Annotated in this window: 20 protein-coding genes and 2 tRNA genes; 14 read left to right on the top strand and 8 right to left on the bottom strand. The window is 35.1% G+C overall.

The features are described 5' to 3' along the window. Nucleotides 1-278 precede the first annotated feature (278 nt). A complete protein-coding gene (locus ACFX5F_RS02690) occupies nucleotides 279-2,036 on the top strand; it encodes an aromatic amino acid hydroxylase (RefSeq protein ID WP_379849645.1) in 1,758 nt (585 codons plus the stop codon). Between the two features lie 84 nt (nucleotides 2,037-2,120). On the opposite strand, the gene ACFX5F_RS02685 is transcribed toward ACFX5F_RS02690, so the two are convergent. The 4 genes from ACFX5F_RS02685 to alaS all read right to left on the bottom strand — a co-directional run bounded on the left by ACFX5F_RS02685 (nucleotide 2,121) and on the right by alaS (nucleotide 7,008). Continuing rightward, a complete protein-coding gene (locus ACFX5F_RS02685; protein WP_379849643.1) occupies nucleotides 2,121-2,741 on the bottom strand; it encodes a DUF4230 domain-containing protein in 621 nt (206 codons plus the stop codon). A gap of 2 nt (nucleotides 2,742-2,743) precedes the next feature. After that, nucleotides 2,744-3,694, bottom strand: coding sequence for a GSCFA domain-containing protein (locus ACFX5F_RS02680; protein WP_379849641.1), 951 nt, complete (start codon nucleotides 3,692-3,694; stop codon nucleotides 2,744-2,746). 34 nt (nucleotides 3,695-3,728) lie between these two features. Continuing rightward, complete coding sequence (locus tag ACFX5F_RS02675; RefSeq protein ID WP_379849639.1) at nucleotides 3,729-4,106, bottom strand: GxxExxY protein; 378 nt, start codon at nucleotides 4,104-4,106, stop codon at nucleotides 3,729-3,731. A 265-nt stretch (nucleotides 4,107-4,371) separates the two neighbouring features. Beyond that, a complete protein-coding gene (gene alaS, locus ACFX5F_RS02670; RefSeq protein ID WP_379849637.1) occupies nucleotides 4,372-7,008 on the bottom strand; it encodes an alanine--tRNA ligase in 2,637 nt (878 codons plus the stop codon). Between the two features lie 333 nt (nucleotides 7,009-7,341). Between alaS and ACFX5F_RS02665 the strand changes: the two genes are divergently transcribed. The 9 genes from ACFX5F_RS02665 (at nucleotide 7,342) to ACFX5F_RS02625 (ending at nucleotide 15,433) form a co-directional block, all read left to right on the top strand. Next, nucleotides 7,342-8,319: a M23 family metallopeptidase gene (locus ACFX5F_RS02665; RefSeq protein ID WP_379849635.1), complete on the top strand. Its 978-nt coding sequence runs from the start codon at nucleotides 7,342-7,344 to the stop codon at nucleotides 8,317-8,319. A 100-nt stretch (nucleotides 8,320-8,419) separates the two neighbouring features. Then, nucleotides 8,420-8,752 carry a MerR family transcriptional regulator gene (locus ACFX5F_RS02660; RefSeq protein ID WP_035670311.1) on the top strand — a complete coding sequence of 111 codons (333 nt, stop codon included), beginning with the start codon at nucleotides 8,420-8,422 and terminating at the stop codon, nucleotides 8,750-8,752. 76 nt (nucleotides 8,753-8,828) lie between these two features. Beyond that, on the top strand, nucleotides 8,829-9,422 hold the full coding sequence (locus ACFX5F_RS02655) for a LemA family protein (RefSeq protein ID WP_379849633.1): 594 nt from the start codon (nucleotides 8,829-8,831) through the stop codon (nucleotides 9,420-9,422). A gap of 128 nt (nucleotides 9,423-9,550) precedes the next feature. After that, nucleotides 9,551-9,988 carry a TPM domain-containing protein gene (locus tag ACFX5F_RS02650; RefSeq protein ID WP_379849631.1) on the top strand — a complete coding sequence of 146 codons (438 nt, stop codon included), beginning with the start codon at nucleotides 9,551-9,553 and terminating at the stop codon, nucleotides 9,986-9,988. Then, the gene (locus ACFX5F_RS02645; RefSeq protein ID WP_379849629.1) at nucleotides 9,988-10,797 is read left to right on the top strand and encodes a TPM domain-containing protein; all 810 of its coding nucleotides are present in this window, start codon (nucleotides 9,988-9,990) and stop codon (nucleotides 10,795-10,797) included. Before ACFX5F_RS02650 ends, ACFX5F_RS02645 begins: the two co-directional genes overlap by 1 nt. Before the next feature lie 109 nt (nucleotides 10,798-10,906). After that, the gene (locus ACFX5F_RS02640) at nucleotides 10,907-11,320 is read left to right on the top strand and encodes an RrF2 family transcriptional regulator (RefSeq protein ID WP_379849627.1); all 414 of its coding nucleotides are present in this window, start codon (nucleotides 10,907-10,909) and stop codon (nucleotides 11,318-11,320) included. A gap of 245 nt (nucleotides 11,321-11,565) precedes the next feature. Next, entirely contained in the window at nucleotides 11,566-14,154 is a 2,589-nt protein-coding gene (locus ACFX5F_RS02635) for a TonB-dependent receptor (protein ID WP_379849625.1), read from the top strand. Between the two features lie 180 nt (nucleotides 14,155-14,334). Further along, complete coding sequence (locus tag ACFX5F_RS02630; protein ID WP_379849623.1) at nucleotides 14,335-15,078, top strand: DUF2490 domain-containing protein; 744 nt, start codon at nucleotides 14,335-14,337, stop codon at nucleotides 15,076-15,078. 115 nt (nucleotides 15,079-15,193) lie between these two features. After that, on the top strand, nucleotides 15,194-15,433 hold the full coding sequence (locus ACFX5F_RS02625) for a hypothetical protein (RefSeq protein ID WP_379849621.1): 240 nt from the start codon (nucleotides 15,194-15,196) through the stop codon (nucleotides 15,431-15,433). A gap of 91 nt (nucleotides 15,434-15,524) precedes the next feature. On the opposite strand, the gene ACFX5F_RS02620 is transcribed toward ACFX5F_RS02625, so the two are convergent. Beyond that, nucleotides 15,525-16,316: an SDR family oxidoreductase gene (locus ACFX5F_RS02620; protein WP_379849619.1), complete on the bottom strand. Its 792-nt coding sequence runs from the start codon at nucleotides 16,314-16,316 to the stop codon at nucleotides 15,525-15,527. 79 nt (nucleotides 16,317-16,395) lie between these two features. Next, nucleotides 16,396-17,706, bottom strand: coding sequence for a ribosome biogenesis GTPase Der (gene der / locus ACFX5F_RS02615; protein ID WP_073203747.1), 1,311 nt, complete (start codon nucleotides 17,704-17,706; stop codon nucleotides 16,396-16,398). A 107-nt stretch (nucleotides 17,707-17,813) separates the two neighbouring features. On the opposite strand from der, the gene ACFX5F_RS02610 reads away from it, so the two are divergent. Further along, nucleotides 17,814-18,311, top strand: a complete 498-nt coding sequence (locus ACFX5F_RS02610; protein ID WP_379849617.1) for a hypothetical protein — start codon at nucleotides 17,814-17,816, stop codon at nucleotides 18,309-18,311. A gap of 217 nt (nucleotides 18,312-18,528) precedes the next feature. Here the strand turns inward: ACFX5F_RS02610 and era are convergent, their stop codons facing one another. After that, entirely contained in the window at nucleotides 18,529-19,410 is an 882-nt protein-coding gene (gene era, locus ACFX5F_RS02605; protein ID WP_379849615.1) for a GTPase Era, read from the bottom strand. A 117-nt stretch (nucleotides 19,411-19,527) separates the two neighbouring features. On the opposite strand from era, the gene ACFX5F_RS02600 reads away from it, so the two are divergent. The 3 genes from ACFX5F_RS02600 (at nucleotide 19,528) to ACFX5F_RS02590 (ending at nucleotide 20,299) form a co-directional block, all read left to right on the top strand. After that, nucleotides 19,528-19,600 (top strand) — tRNA-Met (locus ACFX5F_RS02600). Nucleotides 19,601-19,632: 32 nt separating this feature from the next. Continuing rightward, a tRNA-Met gene (locus ACFX5F_RS02595) sits at nucleotides 19,633-19,705 on the top strand. A gap of 93 nt (nucleotides 19,706-19,798) precedes the next feature. Then, a complete protein-coding gene (locus ACFX5F_RS02590; protein WP_379849613.1) occupies nucleotides 19,799-20,299 on the top strand; it encodes a GNAT family N-acetyltransferase in 501 nt (166 codons plus the stop codon). A gap of 217 nt (nucleotides 20,300-20,516) precedes the next feature. Here the strand turns inward: ACFX5F_RS02590 and ACFX5F_RS02585 are convergent, their stop codons facing one another. Further along, on the bottom strand, nucleotides 20,517-21,371 hold the full coding sequence (locus ACFX5F_RS02585) for a leucine-rich repeat domain-containing protein (protein WP_379849611.1): 855 nt from the start codon (nucleotides 21,369-21,371) through the stop codon (nucleotides 20,517-20,519). Nucleotides 21,372-21,529: the final 158 nt, after the last annotated feature.

The raw sequence follows: 21,529 nt of genomic DNA, 5'->3' as shown, positions 1-21,529 counted from the left end.
TGACCCTATATCCTAAGAAATAACAAACCGAAACAGTTATAAACACCGTATAAAATTGGAAAGAGACTGTTTCATAAATCCGTAATTCCCCTAGCCCCGAGTGGAATGAAAAGCTTTTTGCGAAAACCGTTTTAGTTTTTCTTGTTGCTGCAGAGCGACCAAAGAAAGCTCCTGCGGAAACATTAGAAAAACAAACGGGTTTGCAAAAACTTGCAATGAAAAGCGGGAAATAGCTCCTTAAATTCGTACTTTTGCAGTAGAACTACAACGTTTTCGATATGAACTCAACTATAGAAAGCAATCCATTATTAGACCGATTGCCAAAGCACTTAAAACAATTCATTAAACCTCAGGATTATAGCGATTATACGCCAATAAACCAAGCGGTTTGGCGCTACGTGATGCGTAAAAATGTGGATTACTTATCAAAAGTGGCACATAGTTCCTACTTGGAAGGTTTGAAAAAAACAGGTATCGAAGTAGATAACATTCCAAGCATGTACGGCATGAACCGAATTCTGACTGAAATAGGTTGGGCTGCTGTTGCGGTGGACGGTTTTATTCCGCCCAATGCATTTATGGAATTTCAGGCGTATAACGTACTTGTAATTGCTTCCGACATTCGTCAACTCGAACATATAGAATACACGCCTGCACCAGATATTATTCACGAAGGTGCCGGTCATGCGCCCATTATTGCCAATCCGGAATATGCGGAATATTTGCGGCGTTTTGGAGAAATAGGCTGTAAAGCAATTTCTTCGCACAAAGATTACCAAATGTACGAAGCCATCCGATTACTTTCTATCTTGAAAGAGGCTGAAGATACGCCGCAAGCTGATATTGATGCTGCCGAAAAAGCGGTAGAAGATTTGCAGAACAACATGGGTGATTTATCTGAAATGGCGCAAATCAGAAACCTGCATTGGTGGACCGTGGAATATGGCTTGATCGGAACTGTTGACAATCCTAAAATTTACGGTGCCGGACTGCTTTCGTCTATAGGGGAAAGTGCTTGGTGTATGACAGATAATGTAAAGAAAATTCCTTACGACATATCAGCTGCAAACCAGAGTTTTGACATTACCAAACTACAACCACAGCTTTATGTAACTCCAGATTTTGCTTATTTAAGTTTGGTTTTAGAAGAGTTTGCCAATAAAATGGCCCTGCGCACCGGAGGATTATCAGGAATTAATAAACTGATTCATTCCAATGCTCTAGGAACAATTGAATTGAGTACCGGAATCCAAATTTCGGGAGTTTTCACTAATGTAATTGAAGAAGAAGGAAAACCCGTTTATATCCAAACCACTGGGAAAACAGCATTATCCTATAGAGAAAAAGAATTAGTAGGCCATGGAACGATCAAACATCCGGAAGGATTTGGAAGTCCTATTGGAAAATTAAAAGGGATAAATCTCGCTATTGAAGACATGAGTCCAAGAGATTTAAGCGCTTATTCTATCACCGAAAACCAAAGTGTAACACTGGAATTTGAAGGAGATATTACGGTAAAAGGAGAAATTATTACAGGTTCCCGAAACCTGCACGGTGAGATTATTTTGATTAGTTTAAAGAATTGTACCGTAACTCATGGAGAAACTATTTTGTTTCAACCGGAATGGGGAATTTACGATATGGCTGTTGGTAAAAAAGTGATTTCGGCATTTTCAGGCCCTGCTGATGTAAACAGTTTTGATTTAATTTCGCATGTTCCAACAAGTAAAACCATCAAGGCGAAACATACCGCAGAACGTGACGATTTAGAGGTTTTATACCAAACCGTTCGAAACATAAGAGAAACCAAGGATACAGAAACTTCTTTGGTACCAATTTTTGACAAACTACACACCAACCACCCAAACGATTGGTTGTTAGCTGTTGAAATTACTGAGCTTTTGAAAGACAGAAACGAACCGCAATTGTTACAGGAAGTAATGACCTATCTTGATCAATTAAAACAAAAAAGACCCGAAGTAGCTCATTTAATTGCTGGTGGTTTGGATTTGATTTTTGACAAGGAGAAAGCTTAAAACCTAATAAAAATAAACACTAATTTCACGGATTTTCACGAATTAATTTGTGCCAATTCGTGAAATTAGTGTTTAAAATTTCTCCTAAAGCTTTATTTGCTTTCCAAAATCTTTCTCGCTTTCGATTACTTTTCCTTCGTATTGCAATTTCCAACCCATGGTATTGGTCAGAATTAATATTTTAGATAATTCACTAATTAAGCGATTTTGAGCATTCTCTTTCAAGGATGACTTTTCAATTTTCTTGGCTAAATTCGCTTTAACTGACTTATTGATTTTATTGTAATCATCTCCCGTAAACGGATTCAGTTTACTTTGCTCCACATTATAAAACTGAATATCCGGACTTATTTTTATCTCTTCTTTCGGAATGCTAATAATCGTGATGGTTTTGTTTTTTTCATCGATATCGTATTTCATTTTGTGCAAATCATACGCAACAGTCACATCGGCATTGACAACAACCAACGCTTTTTTCTCGAAAGAAAGCATATCCAGTAAATATTTCTGTTGATTTTTATAGGTAATCACTTCCGAGAAATGTCCTTCGGTAACCACCAGTTTACCAACGTTTACAATTTGTTGCTGGATGAGATTAGTATTGTAACTGATATCCTGATCATCATTTTTCTTGAAATCGCAGTATTTGAACAATAAAAATATTCCGATAATAACTCCTATTCCAATACCTATTCTTCTTAGCATAATTAAAATTTCATGAATGAATATTTATTTTCCAATTTAATGATTTTTTCTCTGACTTTAGATTCAAACTTCACATGACTTGTTGAAGCAGGATTGAAAGGTTTGTGCGACAAACTCTTTTGAATACTTTCCACATCATCCATCGTAGAAAAAGCAGTTTCCGAAATTGTGGTTTCTTTGAAACGGTTCCAGATATAATCGATTGCCACTTGATTGGGATGCAACATATCTTCCGCATAAAAACGATAATCACGAAGCTCATCCATCATGATCTCGTAGCTGGGAAAGTAATTTATAGTCGAAAGTCGAAAGTCAAAACTCTCATGAAGCGCACTAATTATATTGGCTTTGCTCCATTGATTTTCTACAAAACCATCCTTGATGTGTCGTACTGGTGAAACCGTGAAAATAATCTTGCAATCCGGATTTACAGCATGGATTAATTTCACTGTATTAGTAATACTTTTTCTTATTTTCTCAACAGAAAGCAATTCTTTCTTAAACTGCTTTTGTGGCAATTTATGGCAATTTGCCACAATAGAATCGCTTTCAGTATTTCGATATACCCACGACGTTCCGTAAGTGATAATAATATGGGAAGCTTCTTGTAATTGCAGTTTTGTAGATTTGATTATTGCATTTAAAGATGCTAATAATTCCACTTTATTTGAATTACTCAAATCAGAATGCACATCAAAACAATGCCAGCATTCATTGTGAAAAAAGATATCGTTATCCGTAAATTGCTTTTCGGAAACAGCAAAATCAATTAGCTTTTCAATTGCCAACGGATGGAATAAAATCCCAACTGGGTTACAGCTATTTTGAAACTTAAAATAGTCCAGCTTCTCCGCCATATTTACTGCAAAACATGAACCCAAAGACACAATCTTTGAATTGTAATCTACTAGATGATTACTTTTAGGAATGGGTATTTGGGTTCTGAAGTTCATATTTATTTCTCGCAAAGTCGCAGAGACGCAAAGGTTACAGATTATTTACAATTCTTGTAATTCCGGTTTTAATTAGTGGTTCGTTGAAATTAATTAACAAGCCCAAATTTATTCCTGTAATTTTCAGATACGTTAAAAGTTGCTTCGGATGCACATTAGCAATTTGTTCAACTGATTTTATTTCTAAAATGACTTTATTTTCTACGATTAAGTCAGTTCTGAATCCAATATCTAATTTTACTTCATCCCAGACAACGGGAAGTGGTTTTTGACTTTCAACTAGTAGTCCTCTTTTCGTTAACTCATAAAACAAAATAGCTTCATAAACCGACTCTAATAAACCTGGGCCAAGCTTAGTGTGTATTTTGTAACAAACATCAACAACAATTTTTGAAATCTCGTTTTCAGTCATTTTTTTATTTCTCGCTAATATATTAAAAAATCTTGCAAAGTCGCAGAGACGCAAAATGTTAATAAATATTTTTCACTATTCTTCCCAAACACTTTCCTCTTTAGCATCTTTCAGACAGTCATTTTTTTTCTTCTCGGTAATTTATTAAAAAATCTCGCAAAGTCGCAGAGACGCAAAGCTATTGTTAACGGATATTTTCAGACATTTATCCACAAACACTTTGCGTCTCTGCGGCTTTGCGAGACAAAAAAACTTTACGAGACTATTACTTTACAAACTCAACAGCTTTCGCCAAAGCTTCCTGAATTCCTGCGACATTTTTCCCTCCTGCTGTCGCAAAAAATGGTTGTCCGCCTCCGCCACCTTGGATAAATTTACCCAATTCACGAACAACTTGTCCTGCATTTAGTTTTTTCTCAGCAACTAATTCTTTAGAAATATAACAAGTTAACATTGGTTTTTCTTCGTCGGCTGTAGCCAAAACAAGAAATACGTTATTCCCTAAATTTCCTAATTCATAAGCCAAATCCTTTGCTCCTTCCGGATTCAAATCGACTTGTTTCGCCAAGAATCGTACGCCGTTTATTTCCTGTATTTCAGCTATTAAACTCGCTTTCAAATTTTTAACTTTATCTTTTACCAAAGCCTCAATTTGCTTTGCCAATTTGGCATTTTCTTCTTGCATCGAATGAACGGCTTTCAAAATATCCTGAGGATTTTTTAACGCTATTTTTACTTCATTCAATGTGTTTTCATAGGATGCAAAATGTGTCTTAACAGCATCACTTGTAATGGCTTCGATACGACGAATCCCTGATGCAACCGCTCCTTCCGAAACGATTTTGAAATGCCAGATTTCAGCGGTATTTTTCACATGTATTCCACCGCATAATTCCATGCTTTCGCCAAATTTTATCGCACGAACATTATCCCCGTATTTTTCACCAAACAATGCCATTGCACCTTCTTCTAGAGCTTGTTGGATTGGAATGTTTCTTCTTTCAATTAATGGTAATTGCTCTTGAATTCTTTCGTTTACAAAATCCTCAACTTGTTGCAATTCAGATTCTGTCATTTTAGCAAAATGAGAAAAGTCAAAACGCAAATAGTTTGGATTTACTAACGAACCTTTTTGTTCTACGTGAGTTCCCAAAACACTCCTCAAAGCTTGGTGCATCAAGTGCGTAGCCGAGTGATTTCTGGAAGACAAACTTCTCAAATCTTGATTTACTTTAGCAGCAAAACCAGCGTTTAAATTTTCCGGTAATTTTTTTGCAAAATGCAAAATCAGGTTATTTTCTTTTTTAGTGTCGATAATTTCGATGGTTTCATTTGCCGAAACCAACGTCCCTTTATCACCTACCTGCCCTCCTCCTTCTGGATAAAATGGCGTATTATCTAAAACGATTTGGTATAAAATCCCGTCTTTTTTACTGTCGACTTTACGGATACGAGTAATTTTCACGTCATTTTTTGTTAGATCATAACCTACAAATGTTTCAACATTTCCTGGAATCAATACAGACCAGTCTTCGGTAGAAACTTCTGATGCGGCACGCGAACGCGCTTTTTGTTCTTGCATGGCAGTGTTAAAACCAGCTTCGTCCAATTCGAATCCTTTTTCTCTAAGAATCAATGCAGTTAAGTCAATTGGGAATCCAAAAGTATCGTATAATTCAAATGCTTTTGTTCCAGAAACAGTTGCTCCTTTAGTTTCGGCAACTACATTTTCTAATAATTGCAATCCTTGGTCTAAAGTTCTCAAGAAAGAAGCTTCTTCTTCACGAATCACATTAGTAACCAATTGTTGTTGCAATTTGATTTCTGGGAAAAATTCACCCATTTGATTGGCCAAAACGGCTACCAATTGATTAATAAAAGGTTCCTTTGTATTCAAGAAGGTAAATCCGTAACGAATGGCACGACGCAAAATTCTACGAATCACGTAACCAGCGCCTGTGTTTGACGGCAATTGTCCGTCAGCAATAGCAAAAGCTACCGCACGAACGTGATCAACAACTACACGAATAGCAATATTGATTTTGTTTTGCTCTTCGCTGATATTTAAAACTTCGTTTGAAGTGTATTTTAATCCTGTAATTTGCTCTACTTTTTCAATAAGCGGCGTAAAAACATCGGTGTCATAATTAGAGGTTTTTCCTTGTAATGCCATGCATAAACGCTCAAATCCCATTCCTGTATCAACGTGTTTCGCCGGGAGTTTTTCAAGAGAACCGTCCGCTTTACGGTTGAATTCCATAAATACGTTGTTCCAAATTTCCACTACTTGCGGATGGTCGTTATTCACCAAACTCTTTCCAGAAACTAAAGACTTTTCTTCTTCTGAACGTAAATCAACGTGAATTTCAGAACAAGGACCGCACGGACCTTGATCTCCCATTTCCCAGAAGTTGTCTTTCTTGTTTCCAAGAATGATTCGGTCTTCGTCAATCAACTCTTTCCAAATATCCCATGCTTCTTGGTCGAATGGTACGTTTTCTTCTTCATTTCCTTCAAAAACGGAAACGTATAAGTTTTCTTTTGGAATTTTATAAACCTCCGTCAAAAGTTCCCAAGCCCAGTTGATGGCTTCTTTTTTGAAATAATCACCAAAAGACCAGTTCCCCAACATTTCAAACATGGTATGGTGGTAGGTATCAAAACCAACATCCTCTAAGTCATTATGTTTTCCTGAAACACGAAGACATTTTTGTGTGTCGGCAATTCTATTGCTTTTTGGCGTGGCATTCCCAAGGAAATATTCTTTGAACTGGGCCATTCCTGAGTTGTTGAACATCAAGGTTGGATCATCTTTTAGAACTATGGGTGCTGATGGAACGATTAAGTGTCCTTTTGAAGCGAAAAAATCCAGAAATTGTTTACGTACGTCTTGTGATGTCATTTTTATTGTTTGTTCGGTTATTTGTTAATTTGGTTAATCGGCTAAATCGCATAAACGAATAACCAAATTAACAAATTAACATTTTTTTGCCCCAGATAGAAGTGAAAAGCTTCGCGGTTTTGAAATTTATTTTTTCTTGAGATGGCAGAGCGACCGTAGGAAGCTCCTGCTGGCTCATAAGAAAAAAAGATTTCAAGACGAGAACTTGCAGCGAATAGCTGGAATAGGCACATTATATTATTTATTCCTGAAAAAAGGGTTGAACAAATGAAACATTTATTAAATTTGTTCGACTAACCTTTTACGAGGTGCAAAAATAGGGTATTTTAAAATATGGCGAAAGTAAAATATTATTACGATTCCGAAAATCTAGCATACCGAAAAATAAAAGTAAGAAAAAGAAAGAAATTTGGTGTTGCAGCCCTATTTTTAGTGGCATCGGCTTTGTTTGGATTTTTGTGTTTCATTGTATTATTGAACACTCCTTATTTTGAAACGCCAAAAGATCGTTTGCAAGCGCGCGAAATTGACAATTTGAAGTTGAATTTTGCTATTTTAAATAAAAAAATGGATCAGGTTGATGATGTCGTTGAGGCTATTGAGGATAGGGATAATAATATATATCGTGTATATTTTAACACCTCAGCAATTCCGGACTCGGTAAGAAAAGCAGGTTTGCCGGGAATAAATAGGTACAAGGCTTTACAGGGTTATGATAATTCCCAACTAGTAACTAATACGACTAAAAGAGTTGACATGCTGTCGAAAGAATTAGCAATTCAGTCGAAATCACTGGATGTCATTTTAAATTTAGCCAAAGCTAAAAACAAACTGTTGGCTGCGATCCCTGCCATTCAACCTGTAAGGAACGAGAATTTAAAACGTTTGGCTTCCGGTTTTGGGTACCGTACAGATCCTTTTACAAAGGCAAGAAAAATGCATGAAGGAATGGATTTTTCGGCAAATGTAGGAACTCCTATTTATGCGACTGGCGATGGAGTAGTCAAAAATGCAGATAACAATACGTCGGGATTTGGAAATCACGTTGTAATTAGACATGGATACGGATACGAAACACTATACGCGCATTTAAGTAAATATAATTGTAGAGCAGGACAAAGAGTAAAACGCGGTGACATTATAGGTTATGTAGGCAGCACCGGAAGATCTGAAGGTCCACATTTGCATTACGAAGTGCACAAAGACGGAAATGTCGTGAATCCGCTCAATTTTTATTACGGAAATATTTCGGCAATTGAGTATGTTGCCATTTCAAAATTAGCGAACCAGGAGAATCAATCATTAGACTAATACAAAAATAGTATTTAGTATTCGGTTCGCAGTGTTCAGATAAAAGATCATAAAATACTATTCAGTGACAATTCAACTGGACAAAAAATAAAAAACAGATATGCATATTGAATTATCTAAAGACAAAAGATATTACAGCATTGGCGAAGTAGCCAAAGCATTTGATGTGAATGCCTCGCTAATCCGTTTTTGGGACAATGAATTTGACATTCTGAAGCCTAAAAAGAACGCTAAAGGCAATCGAATGTTCACCCCTGAAGATGTGACTAATTTACAACTCATCTTCCACTTAGTAAAAGAAAGAGGTTTTACTCTGGAAGGTGCCAAAACGCATTTAAAAGAAGGTCAGAAGAAAACCTTGGATAAATTTGAAATTATTCGAAAACTGGAAACAATACGAACACAATTAACAAATATTAAAAATCAACTGTAGCATTCTGATTACAGATGAACGATTTTCAAATTGCAGATTTTATATAAATAAATACTAAACTTTAAATTAAAAAAAAATGGATTTTAAAAAATTTTTACCTTGGATTATCGCAGTAGTTGTAATTATTGGAATTTATGGCTGGGTTAAAGGAATTAACAATACGGCAGTAACTTTAAATCAAAATGTTGAACAATCTTGGGGAGATGTGCAAACAGCCTACCAAAGAAGAAATGACTTAATTGGAAACTTGGTGAACACCGTAAAAGGAGCTGCTGATTTCGAAAAATCAACCTTGACTGCAGTAATTGAAGCACGTGCCAAAGCGACCTCAACTACAATTGACCCAACAAATATTACGCCTGAAAAATTAGCAGAATTCAATAAAGCGCAAAGCGGTGTTAGCAGTTCATTATCTCGATTATTGGTTACAGTAGAACAATATCCTGATTTGAAAGCCAATCAAAATTTCTTAAAACTGCAAGATGAATTGGCTAGTACTGAAAATCAAATTCTAACGGCTAGAACTCGTTTTAACGAAGCGGTAAAACCATACAACTCACACATTAAAACGTTCCCAAATTCTTTATTTGCTGGTCTGTTCGGTTTCAAAGAAAAAGCATATTTTAACTCTGTTGAAGGTGCAGACAAACCTGTTGAAGTAAAATTCTAAAGGTAACTTTTTAGGAGGAAAAAATAAATTTAATTTTAAGAGACAACCTTTAAAAATAAAAGATTTTTGATTGCAGATTAAAAAATTCTGAAATCAAAAATCTTTAATCTTAACTCAAAAATATTCCAATGTCAAAAGTAGAAGGTTTTTTAACCCAAGAAGAAGAACAAGCAATTATTGAAGCTATTCGCGTGGCTGAAAAAAATACTTCTGGCGAGATTAGAGTACATATAGAAAAAACAACTTCCGAAGAACCTTTTGACAGGGCTTTGGAAGTTTTTCATGAACTCAAAATGGACGAAACCCAGCTTCAAAATGGCGTTTTGATTTATCTTGCTATTGCCGATAAAAGATTTGTGATTTGCGGAGACAAAGGAATAAATGATCTTGTTGCAGATGATTTTTGGGAAACCACAAAAGAAATTATGAAAAACCATTTTAAAAACGGAAATTTCAAACAAGGACTTATTGATGGGATTTTAATGGCTGGCGAACAATTACAGAAATATTTCCCTTGGCTGGAAGGCGACACAAATGAATTATCAAACGAAATATCTAGAGGATAATGCTATTACAAAAAAAGAACACCCAAATTTTCCTGAAGCTATTAGTTTTTTTATTATTCACACAAATTAGTTTTGCGCAATTTACTATTCCTGAAAAACCAACTTCACAGACTTCTGTTTACGATTATGCGAATGTTTTAAGCGCGACAGAAAAAACACAGTTGGAAGAAAAGCTGATTAAATATTCTGATTCTACCACCACTCAAATTGTGATAGTAACCGTAGAAAGCCTCAAAGGAGAAGATGTAAGTCAATTAGCAACAAAATGGGCGCAAACTTGGGGCATAGGTCAGGCAAAAGAAGACAACGGTGTCATTATTTTATTGGCTAAAGGCGAAACTAAAATTGCAATAAATCCAGGTTACGGATTAGAAGATCGACTGACAGCCGGTATTGGGGGAGAAATAATCCGAAACATTATTATTCCTGAATTTAAAGCAGGAAGTTATTACAACGGGCTTGATAAGGGAACGGATGCTTTATTTGATGTTTTTAAAGGAAAATATAAAGGCGAGCGTGTTAAAAAAACCAAAGATAAAGGATTTCCCATCTTACCATTAATTGTTATTGTCATTATTATACTGGTGCTGATATCTCGAAACAAAGGTAGTGGTGGAAATTCTGGTAACAGCGGCAGTGGTGTAGGCTCAAGTCTACTGGATATCATTATTCTAAGCAGCCTTGGCAGAAACAGTGGCGGAGGTGGTTTTGGCGGCGGTTCCTCTGGTGGTGGATTTGGCGGAGGAGGTTTCGGCGGTGGATTTGGTGGCGGAGGCTTCTCTGGTGGCGGATCAAGTGGAGATTGGTAATATTCAGTTTGCATATTTATCAAAAAGAACCGAGATTCAAAAAAACAAAAGCTCTTTTTAATATTTGTCATTCCTACTCTATTCAAAAAACATAAATCAATTACAGTAAATGCTTTCACATAAAGCCAAATATGCACTAAAAGCGTTACTGTTTTTAGCGCAACAAGACGAAAATCACATTTCAAGAACGATCGAAATCGCTGAAGCTGCTAATATTCCAAAAAAGTTTTTGGAGCAGATATTATTGGACTTAAAGCGTGGGCATTTTGTAGGAAGCAAACAAGGGAAATTTGGCGGTTATTATCTTTTAAAATCTAAAAACGACATTACTTTAGCCGACATTCACAGGCTTTTTGATGGCGCAATCGCATTGCTTCCATGTGCATCCCTAAATTTTTACGAGCGTTGTTCTGATTGCACAAGTGAGTCTGAATGTCTGTTACGACATGGACTTATGACTATTAGAGACGAGACTTTAAAAGCTATGCAAGGAATAACTATAGCTTCATTAGTGAAAAAATAAAAAAATATTTTTTAAACTCTACTAATTTTATAGAATTAGTTATATATTTGCCGTGAATTTAATAATTAATTAACAATCCAAATTTAAACATATGAAAACGTATGTAAGCACGTTCGTTATTTTAAATGAACAAAAAGGAAATAAACAACTAATTGCAAATAAAGAAAAGAGTAATCAAATGATGTATATGTGTCAGTAAAAAAAATTTAATTTAAACTCTACTAATTACATATAATAAACATACAATGAAAACAATTTATACGAAAGCAATTAAAACACTATTATTACTATTCATATCCTCTTTATCTTTTGCACAAACTGCGGTTACAGGTATAGTGACAAATAGCCAAAATATACCTTTAGAAGGTGCAAATGTGATATTAAAAGGCACTAGATATAATTCAACTACAGATGTCACCGGAAAATTTACTGTTGATACACAAGAAAAAATTCCTTTTCCTCTGATCATACAATACGTAGGATATCAATCTAAAGAAGTTACAATAACTGAACTAAGAGATACGCCATTAGAAATAATCCTTTCGGAGGAGAATCAACTTATTGAAGTAGTCATCACATCCAGACGTAGAATTGAAAAAGCACAGAACGTTCCCATTCCAATTTCAGTAGTAAGCGGAAAACAAGCTGAGGAAGCTGGCGCTTTCAACGTGAACCGTTTGAAGGAATTAGTGCCGTCCGTTCAATTATATTCTTCAAATCCAAGAAACACAACTATCAATATTCGCGGTCTGGGTTCCACTTTTGGACTTACCAATGATGGAATAGACCCCGGAGTTGGATTTTACGTCGACGGCGTTTATTACGCTCGTCCTGCAGCTACAACATTAGACTTTATTGACATCGACCGAATTGAAGTATTACGTGGACCACAAGGAACCTTGTTTGGTAAAAACACCACTGCAGGGGCCTTTAACGTAACCACTCGCAAACCTAGTTTTACTTCAGGCGCTAACTTTGAGGTTAGCTTTGGAAATTACGGATTTCTTCAGGCTAAAGCTTCTATTACGGGAGCATTAAGTAAAAAATTTGCAGGGCGCTTATCTTTTTCAGGAACGCAGCGGGATGGTTTAATTGAAAATGTAGCAACCGGAAAATCAGTAAACGATCTGAATAATCAAGGAGTTAGAGGGCAGTTGCTTTATAAACCAACAGAAAATACGGATATCACACTAGCAGCAGATTTTTCGCGTCAACGTCCAGATGGATATGCGCAAGTAATTGCTGGTGTTGCCCCAACGAAACGTGCCGCTTACCGTCAATTTAACCAGATTATTGCTGATTTAAACTATAGTCTTCCAAGCCAGAATGCATTCGACCGTAAAATTGACCATGATACTCCTTGGCGTTCAGGACAAGATTTAGGCGGTATATCATTAAATATGGAAACTAAAATTGGAGAAGGAACTCTTACCTCAACTTCAGCTTGGCGTTATTGGAATTGGGATCCATCCAATGATAGAGATTTCACAGGACTTCAAGTACTTAAACTATCACAAGCTACATCAAAACACCAACAATGGTCGCAAGAGGTACGTTATGCAGGAGATTTCTCCCGCAGATTAAGTGGTGTAATTGGTATATTCGCTATCGGACAGGAACTTAAAGCAGATCCTATCCAGATTGAAGAAGCAGGTTTGGCACAATGGCGCTTTTCTCAAGATACACCAAACGATTCCAATGGTTACTCCTTATGGCAGACGCCTGGCCTTTTAGACGGATACGGAATCAAAACCAAAAATACACTCAACACATTCAGCGGGGCAATATTTGGTCAACTTGATTGGGAAATTACAGAAGGTCTTCACTTATTGCCTGGCCTTAGGTATAATTATGATCAGAAAAAATTAGACTATAGTAGAGAAACCTACGGAGGTCTTCAAACAACCGATCCAGCTTTACTTGCCTTGAAAAAGAAGGTTTATTCAAATCAGGCTTTCAAAGTGGATGTAGACGACACCAACTTTTCAGGAAATTTGACATTGGCTTACAAAGCTTCTGATCGTATCAATACTTTTGCAACTTATGCGCGAAGCTACAAACCTGTAGGTGTTAATGTAGGTGGAATTCCTACCGATGCCAATGGACCGATATTAGCACTTGCCGAAATAAAACCGGAGGAAGTAAATCATCTTGAAGTTGGAGTGAAAACCTCCCCTTTTGACCGTACTATATTGAATGTGACACTTTATAATACAGATATCAAAAACTTTCAGACATTAGTCCAAAGTCCTGACGTGAGTCTAAATCGCGGATATCTTGCTAACGCAGAAAAAGTACGTGTACGCGGCGCTGAACTTGACGCTAGTGTTGCTGTCAACAAATACTTGTCGTTCAACGGTGCGGTATCTTACACTGATGGTAAATATGTTTCTTTCAAGAATGCACCGTTGCCACTAGAGGAAACGGGATTAAAAGATGCAAATAATAATTCAATCTATGCTAAGGATATTTCGGGTGGTGCCCTTCCTGGCGTATCAAAATGGGCAGGATCTTTAGGTGGTGAAATCTCTGATTCAGGTAAATTCTTTGGTAATGTTGGGAAGTTTTTCTTCGCTTTAGATAGCTATTATCGCTCTTCTTTTTCTTCGAGTGCATCTCCATCAAAATATTTAGTGGTAGATTCATACGCCTTACTTAATGGTCGTGTCGGTTTCCGTGCTTCAGAAGGTTTATCTTTTTACTTATGGGGACGTAACCTATTGAATAAGGATTATTTTGAACAATTATTACCTGCGGGCGGTAATGCCGGACAATATGCTGGTGTATTAGGAGATCAAAGAACGTATGGCATCACTTTGAGATATTCATTATAAAAAACTTTCAAAAAATTAAAATTTGAAACATCACTCTTAAAACTTAGATTTTAAGGTGCTGTTTTCTTTTTTCTAAAACATTATTAAACTGATATAATAAAATATTTCTTAAAAACACTAAACAATACCTATAGGATTTATAGACTTTATGTAAATTTGCAAAAATTGAAGTAAAGCTCCGTGAAAAAATTTAGAGTCATTTTATTCTTACTCCTGTGTGTTCTTTGCCAAGCGCAAACGGAGGAAAAAAATATAGATCATCAAAGTATTCTTTGGACTCGCTATTACAATCAATTGCTGCTAACCGAAAAATGGTCTTTGCATTCTGAATTTGACAACCGACTTTTTCTAAAACCAATGCAAGAAAATTTATATGTCATGCGAATTCAAGCTCGCTATAAAATTAATGAAAGTTTAGAGACAGGTGCTGGCTTTGCTTATTTTTCTGTTGATACACAATTACCTGAAATTAATCCTGATTACAATACCCCTGAATATAGAGGACAACAGGATCTTACTTGGAAATTAAAAGTTAATACGGTAACGCTGATGCAACGTTTTCAATTGGAAGAGCGATTTATTCATAATGCTAATAAAGAAGAGCTGCTCTCTGGCACTACATTTTTTTGGAGATTCAGATACAGACTCCAAGGTGACTATGCTTTTTGGAAAAAAGAAAAACAATTGTTAAAAGCCATACTGTCTGATGAGATAATGTTCAATTTTGGAAAAAAAATAATTAAAAACACTTTTGATCAAAATAGAATTTATGCTGCCATACATTATGGCCTCAATAGCCATTTGGCATTCGAACTCGGTTACCTAAACAGTTTCCAAAGAAGAAGCAATGGAATCGATTATTTCAACAGAGACATTATCCGCTTCAGCATTTTTCATAAAATTAAAATCGCAAAAAAAGTATAAACAATATTTATAATTTGCTACAATTAAATAATTATAGATATTTTAAGTATTGATTATAAGTACTTTAACTTGTTTTTTAAATTTCGAGGCGTAACTTTAATAAAAAGATACAGCCATGAAAAATTTCGCAATCAAACTCGTGTGGTTTACCACCATTTATGTTTTTGTATTTGCCGGTTTATGTCAAACTAATGTTTCTTTATCGGTAATAACGACCCTGTATTGCATTGGTATACCGTTAATCTTGTATATGGTATATACCGTTTTGCATGATGATTATAATACAATAAAAACTTTTAAGGATTGGTATGGTGACCATCCTATGGAAACTTTAGAAGAAGAAGAAGAACAGTAATATCCTCTAAAATCGATTTAAACAAAAAAAATCCCAATTTCTCGGGATTTTAAATTCTATGAATATCAATCTGTACTACTAAAATTCAACATTATCTCACCTTGCTTTTCAACACAAAATGATGCAGCATTTTAGGAAAAAATCGTTTTAAATAAATGCCTAAAACCTCTTTTCCTCCAATATAGGCTTCAAACTTTTTGGATTCAACGGCGTTGACTAATTTTTTAACAAAAGCAGCCGTTGGCATACCATTTAAAGTAGCTTCATCGTCTGTATTTTGTTTAGACCCATCAGCAGTAAGTGCATTTATAGCCACATTAGTTTGGATAAAACCCGGACAAATTAAGGTGACATTGACGTAATCTTTTTGATGTTCCATCCTTAGTACGTCAAAAAAGCCATGCAAAGCATGTTTCGCACCACAATAGCCCGAACGATATGGCGAACCAAACTTCCCCATCAAACTGGTTACAGTAACAAAATGTCCTTTCTGATTTTTGATAAAATGAGGTAACAAGGCTTTTGTGACAGCAACAGTTCCCAAATAATCAACTTCAATAAGTTTTTTATCCACCTCAAAATCAGTATCGACTAAAAGCGAACGTTGACTAACTCCGCCGTTATTTACAAGAATATCAATTTTTCCGAAAAAAGAAATGGCCCTTTCAACATGTTCTTTAGCATTATCAAAGTCCGTTAAATCAAAAGGGAAAATCATAACGTCCGAACTTGAACACCTAGATTTTACAGATTCTAAAGCTTTTATATTACGTGCCGAAAGAATGAGTTTACAATTCCTAAGAGCCAATTCATAAGCCAAAGCCTCTCCTATTCCGCTTGAAGCTCCAGTAATCCAAACAACTTTGCCATTTATTGCACTCATTTTTTTCATAAAAATAAAAAAAGTTTATCGAGCTTTTACAAACTCAATAAACTTTCTAGTATAATTATGGAAATAAAGACTATTTCTCTCTGATATAAATATCTATTGGCACTCCTGAAAAGTCCCAGTTTTCTCTAATTTTATTTTCCAGATAACGTTTGTAAGGCTCTTTTACATATTGTGGCATATTGGCAAAAAACACAAATTGTGGTGTTGGAGTTGGCAATTGCATACAATATTTAATTTTTACATATTTCCCTTTTGTTGCTGGCGGTGGGTATGCCTCAATAACTTTCAACATAAATTCGTTGAATTTTGAAGTTGCAATACGCTGTTGTCTGTTTTCAAAAACTTTCACTGTTGCTTCTAATGCTTTCAATAAACGTTGTTTCGTTAAAGCCGAAACAAAAAGAATAGGCACATCCGTAAATGGCATTAATTCTTCTCTGATTTTCGCTTCATAATCACGAGTTGACATCGTTTCTTTTTCGACTAAATCCCACTTATTTACTAAAATGACAACACCTTTACGGTTTTTCTCAGCCAACCAAAAAATACTTTGATCCTGCCCTTCAAATCCACGAGTGGCATCAATAATCAAAATACAAATATCAGCATGCTCAATAGCACGAACAGAACGCATTACTGAGTAAAACTCTAAATCTTCCTTTACTTTAGCTTTACGACGAATTCCTGCCGTATCAACTAAGTTAAATTCGAAACCAAAACGGTCAAATTTGGTATCAATAGAATCGCGGGTTGTTCCTGCAATGTCTGTAACAATATAACGTTCTTTACCAATTAAAGCATTGATAAAGCTCGATTTTCCTGCATTAGGACGTCCTACAACCGCAAAACGAGGCAATGTAACTTCTTCCTGAGTTGGCTCTGGTTTTATAGGAAAAGCATCAATCAATGCATCCAATAAATCTCCAGTTCCACTTCCTGAAATACTAGCAAATGTGTAATATTCACCTAAACCAAGGTTATAAAACTCAATAGCATCTTTTTCACGCATTGCATTATCCACCTTGTTTACAGCAAGTAAAACCGGTTTAGTCACCTTACGCAACAATCTTGCAACAGCATCATCCATAGGAGTAATCCCTTCTTCCACATCAACCACAAAAATGATAACATCAGCTTCATCAATAGCAAGTTCCACCTGTTTACGGATTTCTCCTTCAAAAACATCATCAGAACCACGTACATATCCGCCGGTATCAATTACAGAAAACTCTTTTCCGTTCCACTCGCTTTTACCATAGTTTCTATCTCGGGTCACCCCAGATACTGAATCTACAATAGCTTCTCTTCTTTGTATCAGCCTATTAAAAAGGGTTGATTTCCCTACATTAGGTCTTCCTACTATCGCAACAATGTTATTCATAATACTAAATTCAAATATTTTGCAAAGGTAGTGTTTAATACCATGATTATCAATTTTTTTGGTATATTAGCAACACCTTATCATTTAATTCTTACAATAATATTATTATGGATAACAATAATGAACTAAGACTCCGCCTCCGATTTTACAGAGATGTTCCTGAAAACGTTGACAGTTTGTGCCTTAAATTCAAAAATCATACCAATAGAATCTCCGACGATTATGCAATCAAAATCGAACGATCTCATATTTGGCTTGATATAAAAGGGCCAAAAAAAGCGTACTATTCCCCTCACTTGCACTTACAACTCGAACCTAAGAGCGACACGGAAACTCACATAAGAGGTTTATTTGGTCCTGACCCAACTTTATGGACCTTTTTCATGTTTCTTCATTTTATAATTGCCGGTGTATTTATAATTTTTGCCGGAATAGCTTATTCTGATTATATTTTAAAAAACTCCGTAACATTTGATTTGACAGTCATGGCATTAATGGTTTTCTCCTGGTTTTTATTGTATCTGATTGCAAAGCAAATTCGGCAAAATGGCAATAATCAAATGAATGAACTAGAAAATTTATTTTTAAAAATTATAAAATCTTAATTTTTATCAGGAGCAATTCCAGCACTTCACTGCAACTCCTCGTTCGAAAAGCTTTTTTTCTAATGCGTTTTCAGGAGCTTCCTTTGGTCGCTCTAAAAACACAAGAAAAAATAGCGTTCTCACTCCGGGGTTTCCATTTCGATCTGGGCTAAAAAAAAAATCAATACCGGAAAATGAATTCCAATATTGATTTTAAAAATTTTAATTTGTTTAGGATTTACTGGTTGTAACCAAAACGCTTCAACATATTTGCGTTGCTTCTCCAGTTTTTATTCACTTTCACGTACAACTCAATATGGATTTGTTTTCCAAAGAATTTTTCTAAATCGGTGCGGGATTCCATTCCTACTTTTTTCAAAGCAGCTCCTTTATGCCCAATAATGATTCCTTTTTGAGTTTCACGTTCCACCATAATCAAAGAACGGATTCTGATTATGTTCTCGTCTTCAAAAAACTCTTCTGTAACAATTTCTACAGCGTATGGAATTTCTTTGCTGTAATTCAATAATATTTTCTCACGGATTGTTTCATTAACAAAGAAACGTTCCGGTTTATCTGTTAACTGATCTTTTGGGTAATACGCAGGAGATTCCGGTAACAATTCTATTATTCTTCCAAAAACTTCTGGTACATTAAAATTCTGTAAGGCTGATATTGGGAAAATTTCTGCATTAGGCACTTTCGCCGCCCAAAAAGCAACTTGCTCCTCTAATTGCACTTGGTTTGAAGTATCAATTTTGTTCAATAAAAGAAGAACTGGGATTGTAGCGTGAATAATTTTATTAAAAAAAGCTTCGTCTTTCAAGTCCTGCTCCCCTATTTCAACCATATAAATCAAGACATCAGCATCTTCAAAAGCTGATTTAACGAAATTCATCATCGATTCCTGCATTTCATACGCAGGTTTGATGATTCCTGGCGTATCCGATAAGATCATTTGAAAATCTTCACCGTTTACAATTCCAAGAATTCTATGACGAGTTGTTTGTGCTTTAGATGTAATAATTGACAATCGTTCTCCGACAAATGCATTCATTAATGTTGATTTCCCAACGTTTGGATTCCCTATGATATTTACAAAACCTGCTTTATGTGACATTTTTATTATAATTTATTGTGCAAAGGTAGTTATATCAAGTCAATAGATGAAATAAAACATTTTTAAAAAAATTTATTGGAAATACAGAAATTCGTTGTACATTTGCACCCGAAACAACGCGGGATAGAGCAGTAGGCAGCTCGTCGGGCTCATAACCCGAAGGTCACAGGTTCGAGTCCTGTTCCCGCTACTAAGAATTTTATTGAAATTACAAACGCACATCGCGGGATAGAGCAGTAGGCAGCTCGTCGGGCTCATAACCCGAAGGTCACAGGTTCGAGTCCTGTTCCCGCTACTAGAAAAGCTTCAGAGAAATCTGAAGCTTTTTTTATGCAACAAACTTAAGGTTGAGACGTTACTAATAATTGAACGGTACAAAACATATAAAATGAAATTACCTCCCTACGACTTTTATCCAAGCATTTCAGACGAAAAAATAGTGTTGCGTCAAATTCTGGCTTCAGACATTCAAGACGTTATAGAACTTTCATTTTACAACTCCATTCAAGCAAAGACAATTGAAGAAGCAACTGAAATGCAAAAGAAAATTGACATAGATTATGAGTCCGGTAATTCTATTCACTGGGGCATTGTAGAAAAATCGACAAATAATATTGTAGTGACTTGTGGTTATTATCGTGGCCTTGATAAAGGAATTGGTGAACTTGGTTGCGTTTTATTACCTCAATATAGAGGAAAAGGTTTTATGTCACTTGCTATGCAATTGGCTCTTAACTTCGGACTGGACACAATAGGGATAAAATGCGTTAAGGCAATTACAACTAAACAAAACGAGAAAGCAAAACAACTTCTTAAAAGACTAAACTTTATTAAAATTGCTAACTTACAAGACAACGAGATTGAATATGAACTAAAGTTGAAAGTATAATAGCAGAAATTTGGATCTTATCAAATTATAATTAGTCTGCATTCTGTTCAAAACCTGTTATAAAAACAAAGCTACTTTTAACTATTATTCAACAAAAAAGCCTGTAAGGCATAAATACTTTACAGGCTTCAAACAACTAAATTAATTAAAACTTACTTAAAAAAACTAAAAATTATTAAATCTAATTACTACGAAAACAAGGTTATTTTAACTTCTATTAATCTTCGGAAACTATCGCTTTATCTTTATCTTGATTTACATCTAATAAAACTGTAGCGCCATTATTATTCAACATAGTCATGTTTAGCGTATCTAACTGTACCAAGTTTTTGGACACTTTTCCGTAAAACAAATTATACGAAATATTCATTTCCTTCAAATTATTCAATTTCCCAAGCTCCACTGGAACTTCGCCAATCATTTTATTGTCAAATAAACTTAGGTTCTCAAGAGACTTCAAATTTGCAACTTCAGGTCCCAATTCACCAATAAGTTTATTACTGTTTAAAAGCAATGTTTTCAATGATTTCACACTATATAATGAACTTGGTATTTGACCGGTAATTTCATTATTAAATAAAGAAAGAACTTCTAAATTTTTCAAGTTTCCTATTTGTTCAGGCAATTCACCTGAAAGACCGTTCATATATAGCGCTAACTCTTGTAATTTATTCATTTTACAAACAGAGACCGGAATAGCTCCTGTTAAACTATTAAACGAGATATCTAGTATTTTAAGTTCTTTTAAATTCCCAACAATTGAAGGTATTTCTCCAGATAAATGATTTTTATGCAAATCTAATTCTTGCAAACTAACAAGCTCAGCAATATCATAAGGAATTTCACCAACCAAATTATTATTGGCCAAATTTAGTGAAACCACTTTTTCATCTTGTAATTTAACTCCATACCAAGTAGAAACGGGCTTTGATAAATCCCATTTTGTTACCCATTGACTTCCATTTGTTTTTTCGTATAATTTCACTAATGCATTTCTCTCTGAAGGAGCAACATTAGCCAATATTGAAAAGGAAAACAAAAGGGTTAAAAATAGAGTAGTTATATTTTTCATAAGTAGAAATTTTAACTTTTTACATATCTAAATTTACATACTATTCTCATCAACGACAAATATAATCGACGAAATACATGTAATCATAAGTTACATACCTTAATTTCCTACAAAATTATAAAAATTTTTCTATAATAAAATTTATTATATTTGATTAA

The sequence above is a fragment of the Flavobacterium zhoui genome (genome assembly GCF_042787235.1).
In the GTDB taxonomy this organism is placed as follows: domain Bacteria; phylum Bacteroidota; class Bacteroidia; order Flavobacteriales; family Flavobacteriaceae; genus Flavobacterium; species Flavobacterium zhoui.
The sequence above is the reverse complement of the archived record's forward strand: the minus strand, read 5'-3'. Positions and strand labels throughout refer to the sequence as shown.